10 protein-coding genes are annotated in these 12825 nt (G+C 54.1%); 4 read left to right on the top strand and 6 right to left on the bottom strand.

Going from position 1 to position 12825, the window contains the following annotated elements; genetic code table 11:
- The first annotated feature begins 156 nt into the window (after positions 1 to 156).
- Together yiaJ and ACN9MQ_RS00810 are read left to right on the top strand one after the other, a co-directional pair.
- On the top strand, positions 157 to 975 hold the full coding sequence (gene yiaJ, locus ACN9MQ_RS00805; protein WP_020882654.1) for an IclR family transcriptional regulator YiaJ: 819 nt from the start codon (positions 157 to 159) through the stop codon (positions 973 to 975).
- 3 nt (positions 976 to 978) lie between these two features.
- Positions 979 to 1434 carry a 4Fe-4S binding protein gene (locus ACN9MQ_RS00810; protein ID WP_032679988.1) on the top strand — a complete coding sequence of 152 codons (456 nt, stop codon included), beginning with the start codon at positions 979 to 981 and terminating at the stop codon, positions 1432 to 1434.
- A gap of 4 nt (positions 1435 to 1438) precedes the next feature.
- Here the strand turns inward: ACN9MQ_RS00810 and avtA are convergent, their stop codons facing one another.
- Both avtA and ACN9MQ_RS00820 read right to left on the bottom strand, forming a co-directional pair.
- Positions 1439 to 2695, bottom strand: coding sequence for a valine--pyruvate transaminase (gene avtA, locus ACN9MQ_RS00815; RefSeq protein ID WP_020882652.1), 1257 nt, complete (start codon positions 2693 to 2695; stop codon positions 1439 to 1441).
- Between the two features lie 180 nt (positions 2696 to 2875).
- Positions 2876 to 4906 carry an alpha-amylase gene (locus tag ACN9MQ_RS00820; RefSeq protein ID WP_020882651.1) on the bottom strand — a complete coding sequence of 677 codons (2031 nt, stop codon included), beginning with the start codon at positions 4904 to 4906 and terminating at the stop codon, positions 2876 to 2878.
- Positions 4907 to 5220: 314 nt separating this feature from the next.
- On the opposite strand from ACN9MQ_RS00820, the gene ACN9MQ_RS00825 reads away from it, so the two are divergent.
- A complete protein-coding gene (locus tag ACN9MQ_RS00825; protein ID WP_020882650.1) occupies positions 5221 to 6045 on the top strand; it encodes a protein bax in 825 nt (274 codons plus the stop codon).
- 48 nt (positions 6046 to 6093) lie between these two features.
- Here ACN9MQ_RS00825 and xylR read toward each other — a convergent pair whose 3' ends face one another.
- The 4 genes from xylR to xylF form a co-directional block, all read right to left on the bottom strand.
- Complete coding sequence (gene xylR / locus ACN9MQ_RS00830; protein WP_410377683.1) at positions 6094 to 7272, bottom strand: D-xylose utilization transcriptional activator XylR; 1179 nt, start codon at positions 7270 to 7272, stop codon at positions 6094 to 6096.
- Positions 7273 to 7305: 33 nt separating this feature from the next.
- Complete coding sequence (gene xylH / locus ACN9MQ_RS00835) at positions 7306 to 8487, bottom strand: xylose ABC transporter permease XylH (RefSeq protein ID WP_426021476.1); 1182 nt, start codon at positions 8485 to 8487, stop codon at positions 7306 to 7308.
- The gene (locus ACN9MQ_RS00840; RefSeq protein WP_307373687.1) at positions 8465 to 10006 is read right to left on the bottom strand and encodes a xylose ABC transporter ATP-binding protein; all 1542 of its coding nucleotides are present in this window, start codon (positions 10004 to 10006) and stop codon (positions 8465 to 8467) included. The genes xylH and ACN9MQ_RS00840 overlap by 23 nt, the downstream gene beginning before the upstream one ends.
- Before the next feature lie 71 nt (positions 10007 to 10077).
- The gene (gene xylF / locus ACN9MQ_RS00845; RefSeq protein WP_020882647.1) at positions 10078 to 11070 is read right to left on the bottom strand and encodes a D-xylose ABC transporter substrate-binding protein; all 993 of its coding nucleotides are present in this window, start codon (positions 11068 to 11070) and stop codon (positions 10078 to 10080) included.
- A 371-nt stretch (positions 11071 to 11441) separates the two neighbouring features.
- On the opposite strand from xylF, the gene xylA reads away from it, so the two are divergent.
- Positions 11442 to 12764: a xylose isomerase gene (gene xylA / locus ACN9MQ_RS00850; RefSeq protein ID WP_086462926.1), complete on the top strand. Its 1323-nt coding sequence runs from the start codon at positions 11442 to 11444 to the stop codon at positions 12762 to 12764.
- The last annotated feature ends 61 nt before the right edge of the window (positions 12765 to 12825 follow it).

Consider the following 12825-nt stretch of genomic DNA (forward strand, 5'->3'; position numbering starts at 1 on the left):
TCTGATTTCAAATATAGCGATCAAATTTTGCCAGATCAACGACATTCATGATTTTCAAAATCAATTAAAATCAACTGGTTGTGTTTTTTCTGTTGAGATCGTGAACTGAACCACACTTTGCGCTACCATCAGGACGCGATAAAAAGGAGCCATTGGATGAGCACGAAAGAGAGCGAAATGACGCAAGAAAAAGAGAGGCCAGCAGGTAGCCAGAGCTTGTTTCGCGGCCTGATGCTGATTGAGATCCTCAGCAACTACCCGAACGGGTGTCCGTTGGCCCATTTATCGGAACTGGCAGGGCTGAATAAAAGCACCGTGCACCGCTTACTGCAGGGGTTACAGTCGTGCGGGTACGTTACCCCGGCGCCTGCGGCGGGCAGCTACCGCCTGACCACCAAATTTATCGCCGTCGGGCAAAAGGCGCTGTCGTCGCTGAATATCATTCACGTGGCGGCCCCGCACCTTGAGACGCTGAATATCGCCACCGGTGAGACGGTGAACTTCTCAAGCCGCGAGGACGATCACGCGATTCTGATTTATAAGCTGGAGCCCACAACCGGTATGCTGCGCACGCGCGCTTACATCGGTCAGCATATGCCGCTTTATTGTTCGGCGATGGGCAAAATCTACATGGCGTTTGGTCATCAGGACTATGTGGCGAGCTACTGGCAGAGCCATCAGGAGCAGATCCAGCCGCTCACCCGCAACACGATTACCGAACTGAGCGCGATGTATGACGAGCTGGCGGAAATCCGCGAGCACAGCATGGCGATGGATAAAGAAGAGAACGAGCTGGGCGTCTCCTGTCTTGCCGTACCGGTGTTTGATATTCATGGCCGCGTGCCGTACGCGATCTCCATTTCGCTCTCGACGTCCCGCATGAAGCAAATTGGTGAAAAAAACCTGCTGAAACCGCTGCGGGAAACGGCAGAGGCTATCTCAAAAGAGTTGGGTTTTAACGTGCGCGGAGCGTGACAGATGAACCGATTTATCCTGGCTGATACGGAAAAATGCATTGGCTGCCGTACCTGCGAAGTGGCCTGCGTGGTGTCGCATCAGGGAATGCTTTCTGCAGGCGCGTTTACGCCCCGCATTCGGGTGGTCAAAGGCGGTGCATTCACTACGGCTGTGGGTTGCCATCAGTGTGAAGATGCCCCTTGTGCCACTGTTTGTCCGACACAGGCGATTCGCCACACCGCGGGTGCCTGGCGGGTGGAGCCGGCGCGCTGTATTGGCTGTAAAAGTTGTGTGGTAGCGTGCCCGTTTGGGGCGATGCAGGTTCAGCGAGTGGGGAACCGCGTTCAGGCGGTGAAATGTGATTTGTGCGCAGATCGCGAGGCTGGACCCGCCTGTGTGGAGGCGTGCCCAACCCACGCGCTGCGCTGCGTTGACCCCGCCAGATTACGCACCGAACGGCTGCATAATCTGGCGTAACGCGTTACTGGCTATCTTCGCGCCAGGCGTACTCGATCTCTTCGGCGAGAATTTTCACGCCCGCTTCGATTTTCTCCGGATCGGGCACGTAGTTCATGCGCATGCACTGATGCGTATGCGGCCACGGCTTATCCAGCCCCGGGAAGAAGTAATCACCCGGCACCATCAACACGCCGCGCTTTTTCAGGCGCTGGTAGAGAAGCTCGGTGGTGATCGGCAGATCCTTAAACCACAGCCACAGGAAAATCGCCCCTTCAGGTTTGTGGATCAGGCAGCGTTCTTCCGGTAAGTAGCGGCGAAGAATGGCGATCGTTTCCTGTACCCGCTGGTAATAGAACGGCTTGATAACCTCGTTCGACAGGCGCAGCAGGTCATTACGTTTGATCATTTCGCACATCATCGCCGGGCCGATTCCCCCCGGGGAAAGGCTGATAATGCCGTTCATGTTGGTAATGGCGGTGATGATTTTTTCATTGGCGATGATGATCCCGCAACGGCTGCCCGGCAGACCCAGCTTGGAAAGGCTCATACACAGGACGATGTTCGGGTTCCACAGCGGACGTGCTTCGCTGAAGATGATCCCCGGGAACGGCACGCCATAAGCGTTATCAATCACCAGCGGGATGTCGTGCTGATTCGCCAGCGCATCCAGCTTCATCAGTTCGTCGTCGGTGATGACGTTGCCCGTTGGGTTGGTTGGACGTGATACGCAGATCATGCCCGTCTCTTCACCAATATGCAGATGTTCAAAGTCGACGTGATATTTGAACTGGCCTTCTGGCAGCAGCTCAATATTCGGGCGCGCCGAGACGAACAGATCCTCTTCGAGGCCGGAATCGGCATAGCCGATGTACTCTGGCGCCAGCGGGAACAGCACTTTTTTGGTGGTGCCGTCGGCACGACGGCCTGCGAACAGATTAAACAAGTAGAAAAATGCGCTCTGACTGCCGTTTGTCAGTGCAATATTCTGTGGTTCGATATCCCAACCCAGCTCTTTGCGCAGCATTTCAGCAAGCAGTGTCAGCAGTTCGGTTTTACCCTGTGGGCCGTCGTAGTTGCAAAGCGCATCGGTTGCTTTCCCGCTTTCCAGCATCTGAGCCAGCAGCGTCTGAAAATAGGTGTTCATCTCCGGGATTTGAGCCGGGTTTCCGCCGCCGAGCATGATGGCGCCTGGTGTGCGCAGCCCGTCGTTGAGGTCCTCCATCAGGCGAGTAATGCCTGAATGGCGGGTGAATTTGTCGCCGAAAAGTGAAAACGTCATAGCAGGTGATCTGTCGAGCTTATTTTGAAAGTGGGTAACCATAACGCTAGCACCGTGCTGGTGCAAATCGAGAGATGCGGTCGGGATTGTTGTTTTATGTGGTGGGAAGGTATTTAGGTAGTGGATTGTTCTGGTGAAATATCCCTCTCCCGGAGGGGGAGAGGGAACCGGTTGGCGTCGTTATTGATTACCCGCCCACACCACCATGACCTTATCGCCATTGTGCTCGCGAACGAAGCCGTAGCCTTCTTTCAGCGACAGCGTGGTTTGTTTGCCTTCACCTATTGCGGGATGACGGGCGCGGAACTGGCCCAGAACCTGCCAGTGGGCGACGGTTAAGGCCTGCTTGCCCGTCACGTCCTGCCAGTTCATATCCGAGCGGGTGCCCTGTAATGGATCGGACCCTGTCGGTCCGAATGGCCGCTCGGATTCATCGCCGTAGTAAATTTGTACGCTGCCCGGGGCGAGCAGGAGCAGCTCTGCGGCACGCTGGCCGCCTTCACGGAAAAGGCGTGTGTCATGCGACGAGAGATAGCTCAGGACATTGAAGCTTTGCAGTTTTTCCGCCATCTGCTGCCAGGTCAGGTCGATGTCCGCCAGACAACCGACCGCTTTTGCTGCCTGCTCCTGATAATCAAAGTTGATCATCGCGTCAAACCCGTGGCGGTAATAATCGCTTTGCATCACGCCGTGGCCCCATGACTCGCCGGTCATCCAGAACGGGGTGTTGTCGAGTTTTTTGTCGGGGTTCGCGCCTTTCCAGGCTGCCAGCGCCTGGCTTGCCTGATCTTTCAACTGCTGCCAGGCCTCGAGCTCCACGTGTTTTGCCGTATCCACACGGAAACCGTCAATGCCATAGTCACGTACCCACTGGCTGAGCCAGTGGGTCAGGTAATCACGCGGGGTGTAGCCCGAAATGGCCTTCGCGTGGGTATCAGGTTTATGTTGGTAGAAGTTGGGTAAACCGGAAGGGGTCGTCGACTCCGTTTTCAGGTCCGGCAGGAATGCCAGCGACAGGGTTAAATCGTCGAAGCCGGGATTGTCATAATCGCCAATGTCGGTGCGGATCCACTTTTTACCCCACCATTTTTCCCAGGCGGCTTTGTCGCTGAAGTTGATGTAATCGTTGAAGCTGTGCCAGCTTTGGCCTGCTCCCGGCTTCCAGTCCGTCCAGTGCTCGCCCAGCGTTTTTTTCAGTTCATCACCCTGCAGATAAAGGGCCCCAAACTGGAACGCCTGCATGTCTGCGAGCGTCGCGTAACCCGTGTGGTTCATGACGATATCAAACAGGATGCGGATACCGCGTTTATGCGCTTCATCGACAAGGTGGCGTAAATCATCTTCGGTGCCCATGTTGGCATCAAGCGTGGTCCAGTCCTGGGTGTAGTAGCCATGATAGGCGTAGTGGGGGAAGTCACCTTTGGTGCCACCGCCAACCCAGCCGTGGATCTGCTCCAGCGGGGAGCTTATCCAGAGCGCATTCACGCCCAGCTGCTGTAAATAATCGAGCCGGGTTGTAAGCCCCTTGAGATCGCCACCGTGGAAGGTGCCGATCTCCTGCATGCCATCTTTGTGGCGTCCATAGCTGTTATCGTTAGAGGGATCGCCGTTGACAAAGCGGTCAGTTAGCACGAAATAGACGGTGGCGTTTTGCCAGCTAAACGGCGCAGGTTTGTCGGTTTCGGCGCGTTCAAGCAGCAGCAGGCCGTTGCTGTTGGCGGCGGGTTGCAGGGTGATTTTTCCATTCTGCACTGTTGCAGTCTGTTTGCTGTAGAAATCACGGACCACCGATCCTTCCGGGAAATCGTTGCCAACTTCAAGCGTCAGGGGTTTACCGTCCCACTTCGGACACTGGCGGGTAACGTTTGCAAGCGACGGTTCCGTTGCGCTCTGAATAGTCAGCATCAGTGTGGGCGTACCGGAGCGGGTATCGACACGCATCTGATACTCGCCGTCGCGGAACAGTCGCCACTGCGGCGGCGTGCCGTCACATTTTTTAAGCGACAGCATCTCATTGAGTTTTATTGCATCCGTTGGCTGCCAGCACGTGTTGTCAAAACTCAGCGTAAGAGGGCGAGTACCCTTCGCAAGCTTTGCCTGGCTGGTGAATATCCCGGTACCTTCGGCGCTAAAGGCGTTGAAACCCGGTGATGACCAGTCAGCATGAGCCAGTGCGGGTAACATCAGAAAAGCTAATGCGGTGCGTTTCATTCCATTTTCCTGTCGCGGCATTTTTGACCAGTGTGCCATCAGGTGTGGGGTAAAAACTCATCCCCCGGGGCTTTCTGCAAGGATGACGCGTGAGGATGAGTGATCCCGCGCAAAATTAGGAAGTTATCTGCGAGTTCGCGCACAATTTTTCAGAATTGATGCTTATGTGAGCAGGTTTCAGGTGACATAGTTTCGGAATTGGACTATTTCTATACGTGCTCTTGCAGTCTATTTTTGTTATGATTTGAGATTCCGCTCTCAAATTTGTGAAAAAAATAAGGTGTTGGAATGTTTATATCCGACCAGGAGACCTAATGATATCGACTCCCATTCGACGATATGGGGCCGCGATACTCATGTTACTCACCATGGCATTTTCGGGTGAGGTGCTTGCGAAGACGCACACGGATACAACGAGTAAGAAAGCCCACGTAATAAAGACGACAAGTAGTAAGGTTAGCAGTAAACAAGAGTATTCTCGCAATAGTGCAAAGAGTAGTTCACTTCCTGATTTGCGAAAATACCCTTCCGGAACACCAAGGAAAAAAGCGTTTCTCCGGACGGTAATGCCTTACATCACAAGTCAAAACGCCGCGATTACTGCGGATCGTAACTGGTTGATTGCCAAACAGTACGACAGCCGTTGGTCGCCATCAGAACGCGCGCGCCTGAAAGATATCACCAAACGCTACAAGGTGAGCTGGAACGGTAACACGCGCCGTGTGCCGTGGAACTCTCTCTTAGAGCGTGTCGACATTATCCCGGGGAGCATGGTTGCGACCATGGCTGCAGCCGAAAGTGGCTGGGGTACCTCGAAACTGGCGCGTAATAACAACAACCTGTTTGGTATGAAATGTATCAAGGGGCGTTGTAACAATGCTCCAGGTAAGGTGAAAGGTTATTCTCAGTTTGAATCGGTGAAAGATTCCGTGAATGCCTACGTGGTGAATCTGAACACGCATCCGGCCTACTCATCGTTCCGTAAATCGCGCGCTCAGCTGCGTAAAGCGGATCAGGAAGTGACGGCCAGCACGATGATCCACAAGCTGAAAGGTTATTCGACCAAGGGACAGAGCTATAACAACTATCTGTTCGCGATGTACCAGGATAACCAGCGCTTAATCGCCGCACATATGTAATTCAAAAAAAACGCCTTCCATCGGAAGGCGTTTTCTTTTCTCTTTTTTCTACATCATCACTTCGCTGTGACGCTCCCGGTACTCTTTTGGCGTACTTTCATACTCCTTTCGGAACACCGAATAAAAATATTGCAGCGACGGGTAACCGCACATCTGTGAGATTTCGTTGATCGACAATGAGGTGGAGATCAGCAGGCTGCGTGCTTTCTCCAGTTTCTCGGCGTGGATGACGGCATGAATGGTTTCGCCCACTTCCTCTTTAAACCGCTTCTCCAGATTCGAACGGGAAATACCCACCGAGTCCAGCACCTGATCGACCTTAATCCCTTTGCAGGCGTTGTTGCGAATGTAGTGCATGGCCTGAATAACTGCCGGGTCGCTTAAGGAGCGGTAATCCGTTGAACGGCGTTCAACTACACGGACAGGGGGAACCAGTAAGCGCTGAAGCGGCAACGCTTCTTTATCCAGCAGACGATGCAGTAACTTTGCCGCCTGATAGCCCATCTGACGCGTACCCTGTGCCACGGACGAGAGCGCCACGCGAGAGAGGTAACGCGTCAGCTCCTCGTTATCAATGCCAATGACGCACACTTTTTCCGGCACCGGAATGTGTAAATGTTCGCAGACCTGCAAAACGTGGCGGGCACGAGCATCCGTGACGGCAATGATGCCGGTTTGCGGCGGCAGAGTTTGCAGCCAGTCCGCCAGTCGGTTTTGCGCGTGCTGCCAGTTTTCCGGCGCGGTTTCCAGCCCCTGATAAACCACGCCGCGGTACTTCTCCTGCGCGACAAGCTGGCAGAAAGCATGTTCGCGCTCAACTGCCCAGCGCTTGCCGCTGGTTGACGGTAGACCATAAAACGCGAAGCGATGGACGCCTTTCTCTTTCAAATGCAGGAAGGCGGTCTCAACCAGCGCATGGTTATCGGTGGCGATATAGTGAACCGGCGGATAGTGTTCGGGCGCATGGTAAGACCCGCCGACGCCAACAATCGGAACGTCGACGTCAGTCAGCAATTGCTCAATGACGGGGTCGTCGTAGTCAGCGATGACCCCATCGCCCAGCCACTCTTTGATGTTTTCGAGACGGGTTCGGAAATCTTCTTCGATAAAAATATCCCACTCGGATTGCGACGCCTGCAAATATTCACCAACGCCCTCCACCACCTGACGGTCGTAGGCTTTGTTGGCATTGAATAACAACGTGATGCGGTGACGCTTTTCAAACATGGCTAACTTCCCAAATAAGTCACAATATTGTTATCAGGCTCGTCGCTTGGTTGCAGAGTCCATCCAGACTGCCAGCAAAAGAATGGCCCCCTTGACGATATACTGCCAAAACGTCGGGACGTCCATCATACTCATCCCGTTATCCAACGAAGCCATGATAAATGCCCCCATCACCGCGCCAGCCACGCTGCCGACACCGCCTGCGAGGCTGGTGCCGCCAATGACGCAGGCGGCGATAGCATCCAGCTCGGCGATGTTCCCGGCCGAGGGAGAACCCGCCCCCAGACGCGAGCTGAGGATCAACCCGGCGATAGCAACCATCAGGCCGTTAATGGCGAAGACGGCGAGTTTGGTGCGCTCGACGTTGATCCCTGAAAGGCGAGCAGCCTCAAGGTTGCCGCCGATGGCATAAATACGGCGACCAAACGCGGTACGCGTGGCCATAAACATCCCGGCCAGCAGCAACAGTGCCAGCAGCAATACTGGCGTCGGGACACCGCGATAGTCGTTCAGAAGCCAGATTGCGCCCAGTACAATGACCGCAGTGAGTGCCTGACGACCGACTGTGGACGTTGACGCTAGCGATGCCAGACCCAACGCCTTACGGCGCATTCGTCCACGCCACTGCCAGGCCACAAACGCCAGCAACCCAATCACACCGAACGTAAAGCCGACGCTATCGGCGAGGTAGCTCTGACCAATTTGTGACATGGCTGCGCTGGTAGGGGAGACGGTGGTGCCGTTGGTAATGCCAATTAAGATCCCGCGGAAGGCCAGCATCCCCGCCAGCGTGACAATGAACGACGGGACTTTACGGTAGGCAACCCACCAGCCGTTCCAGGCACCCAGCAGCAGACCCAGCACCAGCGTAACCGCAATGGTCAGCGGCAGTGGCCAGCCAAGCCAGACGTCAAAAATGGCCGCCACGCCACCGAGCAGACCCATCATCGACCCCACCGACAGGTCGATTTCCGCCGAGATGATCACGAATACCATGCCCACCGCGAGGATGCCGGTAATGGCAGTCTGACGCAGCAGGTTAGAGACGTTACGCGCGCTTAAGTACGAGCCATCGGTCATCCAGGTAAAGAACAACATGATGGCAATAATCGCCGCGATCATCACGAAAACCTGCAGGTTCAGCGCTTTTAGTCCGGCAAACGCGCCGGGCGTCGGAACAGCGACTTTAATATCAGACGGATTGCTTTTCGACATGACGTTCGCTCCTTAAAGCGGCTTCCATCACCTGCTCCTGCGTCAGGCTCTGGTTAATCAGATTGGCTTTCAGTTTTCCCTCGTGCATGACCAGCACGCGATCGCTCAGGCCGAGCACTTCGGGTAACTCAGACGAGATGACAATGACGGCAATCCCTTGCTGTACAAGCTGATTAATCAGTTTGTAGATTTCGTACTTGGCGCCGATATCGATCCCACGCGTCGGCTCGTCCAGGATCAATATGCGTGGGTTGAGGAGCAGGCAGCGCGCCAGGATTGCCTTCTGCTGGTTGCCCCCGCTCAGGCGTCCAATGGCCAGTTCCGGGGAGGATGTTTTGACCTTGAGTCTGGCGAGCGACTGGAGAATGCACTGCTGCTCAGCAGCATCATCGAGGCTGCTCAGCGCACCGGAGAACCTATCGAGCGCGGCAAGCGTGATGTTTTTACCCACCGCCATGACCGGGACGATGCCATCTTTCTTGCGATCTTCCGGTACCATGGCGATACCGTGGGCAATCGCCTGCTGGCAGTTCTCGATTTTTACCGGCTGTCCGTCGATAAAAATACGGCCTTCCCAGCGGCCCGGCCACACGCCAAACAGGCACTGGACGGCTTCAGTGCGCCCGGCCCCGACTAACCCCGCAATACCGAGGATTTCGCCGCTGTGAAGGGAAAACGAGACGTCATTAACGCGCTTGATGTGGCGGTTAACGGGATGCCACGCGGTGAGGTTTTCCACGCGTAACACTTCGTCACCCATGGTGTGCGGTTCGTTTGGATAGAGCGCCGTGAGCTCGCGCCCCACCATCATGGTGATGATGTCATCTTCACTCATGCCGGCAGCTTCACGTGTGCCGATGTGCTGACCGTCGCGGATCACACAGATGGTGTCCGAAATGGCTTTTACCTCATTGAGCTTGTGCGAAATGTAGATGCAGGCAATGCCGTGGTTTTGCAGATCGCGAATGATATTGAGCAGGACGGCCGTTTCCTGCTCGGTGAGGGAGGCCGTTGGCTCATCGAGGATCAGCAGCCTTACCTGTTTGTTCAGCGCCTTGGCGATTTCAACCAGCTGTTGTTGCCCGAGGCCAAGATCACCGACGCGCGTATCCGGGGAAATCGCGAGACTTACCTGGGCCAGCAGTTTTTCACAGCGTAGCGTCATGGTGTCGTAATCCAGTACGCCATGACGTGAAATTTCGGCCCCCAGAAAAATGTTCTCCAGCACGGTGAGGTGCTTCACCAGCGCCAGCTCCTGGTGGATGATGGCGATGCCTTTGCGTTCGGTATCGCGAATGTGTGTCGCCTGAATCACTTCACCGGCAAAGACAATTTCGCCTTCGTAACTGCCGTGCGGGTAGATCCCACACAACACTTTCATCAACGTCGATTTGCCCGATCCGTTTTCGCCACACAGCGAGACCACTTCGCCGGGATTGAGCCGCAGACTGACGTTGTCGACCGCTTTCACCGCGCCAAAGCGCTTGGTGATGCTTTTCATTTCAAGTAAATAAGGCATAACTGCTCCACATGACCCGAGGGAAGAACAGTACAACTCTATGCGCCCCCGCAGAGCAGGGGCGCGCTGGATTACAGTTCACTCTTCTTGTGGAAACCGTCTTTAATGACGGTGGCGTCAATGTTCTCTTTATTGACTTCAATGGGGGTGAGCAGACGAGCCGGAACATCTTTAAGCCCGTTATTCAGCGTCGCGTCTGCCTTAGGTTGCTTACCATTTCCCAGCTCCACGGCAATTTCCGCCGCCGTATTCGCAAGCTGGGTAATCGGTTTGTAGACGGTCATGGTTTGTGTGCCTGCCATGATGCGTTTGACGCCCGCGAGGTCGGCATCCTGACCCGAAATAGCCACTTTTCCTGCCAGCCCCTGGGCGCTGAGCGCCTGGATTGCGCCCCCTGCGGTGGCATCGTTGGATGCGACGACAGCATCGATTTTGTTGTTGTTGGCGGTTAAGGCGTTTTCCATGATTTTCAGCGCGTTTTCTGGCAGCCAGCCATCCGCCCACTGATCGCCGACCACTTTAATCTTACCGCTGTCGATATACGGCTTCAGGACTTTCATTTGCCCTTCGCGGAACAGCTTGGCGTTGTTATCAACCGGCGAGCCGCCCATCAGGAAATAATTGCCCTGAGGTACTTTGTCGATCAGGCTTTTAGCCTGTAATTCACCCACTTTTTCATTGTCGAACGAAATATAATAATCGATATCCGCATTATTAATCATGCGGTCATAGGCTAAGACTTTTATGCCTTCTTGTTTGGCTTCTTTAACGACATTACTTAATACCTGGCCGTTATAAGGGATAATGACCAGCACATCGACGCCGCGGTTGATCATATTCTCAATTTGCGACATTTGCGTTTCTTCGTTGCCGTTCGCGGATTGCACAAACACATTCGCGCCAAGTGATTCCGCTTTTTTCACAAAAATATCGCGATCTTTCTGCCAGCGTTCAAGGCGGAGATCGTCAATCGCCATGCCAATTTTGACTTCCTTGGCATGTCCGGCAAAGCTTGCAAGGAGGAGCGTAGTGCAGAGAGTAAGGGACAGGTTCTTTATCTTCATAATTATAGGGCCTTTTTGTAGGGGTATGTGTTGCTGAGATAAAAGAAACATTCACTGCTGGGACGCAGCAAATTTTTAACGGGGAAAGGCGGGCTGGCAATTACAGATTTTTATCTTCGCATTATGATATTTGGTTTATTTCTGAATTTATGACCGCGATCGAATTTTAAAATACGTAACGTCTTAATTACATTTGATTATGGAAGAGGGACCGAAAAATAGTTTGCCTGCACATTATTTTGCGAGCCAGCGCACAGTTGTGCATTCTCTCAATAGCAGTGTGAAATAACGTAATTGAGCAAGCCAAAATGTCTATTCACTATTACTCCTGTATCAACGACTCGCCGCATACCCTGATTATGGAGCTCAATATGCAAGCTTATTTCGACCAACTCGATCGTGTTCGTTACGAAGGCCCGAAAACAACCAATCCTTTAGCATTTCGTCACTACAACCCGGATGAGCTGGTGCTGGGTAAGCGCATGGAAGATCATTTGCGCTTTGCCGCCTGTTACTGGCATACCTTCTGCTGGAACGGAGCCGATATGTTCGGCGTGGGTTCCTTTGACCGTCCATGGCAGCAGCCGGGTGAGGCCATCGAGCTGGCGAAGCGTAAAGCCGATGTCGCCTTTGAATTCTTCCACAAACTGAACGTGCCGTACTACTGCTTCCATGACGTGGATGTGTCGCCGGAAGGCGCCTCACTGAAAGAGTATCTGAATAATTTCGCGCAGATGGTGGATGTGCTGGCGGCTAAACAGCAGCAAAGCGGCGTGAAGCTGCTGTGGGGCACGGCCAACTGCTTTACCAACCCACGCTATGGCGCGGGTGCGGCAACCAATCCGGATCCGGAAGTGTTTAGCTGGGCGGCAACGCAGGTGGTTACCGCAATGAACGCCACGCATCAGCTGGGCGGCGAAAACTATGTGCTGTGGGGCGGTCGTGAAGGCTATGAAACCCTGCTCAACACCGACCTGCGTCAGGAGCGCGAGCAGATTGGCCGCTTTATGCAGATGGTGGTCGACCATAAACACAAAATCGGTTTCCGCGGCACGCTGCTGATCGAACCGAAGCCTCAGGAACCGACTAAGCACCAGTACGACTACGACGTTGCTACCGTGTACGGCTTCCTGAAACAGTTCGGCCTGGAAAAAGAGATCAAAGTTAACATTGAAGCCAACCATGCCACGCTGGCCGGCCACTCTTTCCATCACGAGATCGCGTCTGCTATCGCGCTGGGTATCTTCGGTTCTGTTGATGCTAACCGCGGCGATGCGCAACTGGGTTGGGATACCGACCAGTTCCCGAACAGCGTGGAAGAGAATGCGCTGGTGATGTATGAAATTATCAAAGCGGGTGGTTTCACCACCGGCGGGCTGAACTTCGATGCCAAAGTGCGCCGTCAGAGCACCGACAAATACGACCTGTTCTACGGCCATATTGGCGCAATGGATACCATGGCGCTGGCGCTCAAAGTCGCCGCCCGTATGATTGAAGACGGTGAACTGGATAAACGTGTCGCGAAGCGTTATAGCGGCTGGAACAGTGAGCTGGGTCAGCAAATTTTGAAAGGCCAGTTATCGCTTGCGGACGTCGCGAAGTACGCTGAACAGCATCAACTGGCGCCGCAGCATCAGAGCGGGCATCAGGAGCTGTTGGAAAACCTGGTTAATCACTACCTGTTCGATAAATAACAGCGAGTAGATAATAACGTAAGCCCGGTAAGCGTCGCGCCACCGGGCATTTCTGTTAAAG

The sequence above is a fragment of the Enterobacter sp. R-25 genome (assembly GCF_049913205.1).
GTDB classification, from domain to species: domain Bacteria; phylum Pseudomonadota; class Gammaproteobacteria; order Enterobacterales; family Enterobacteriaceae; genus Enterobacter; species Enterobacter ludwigii.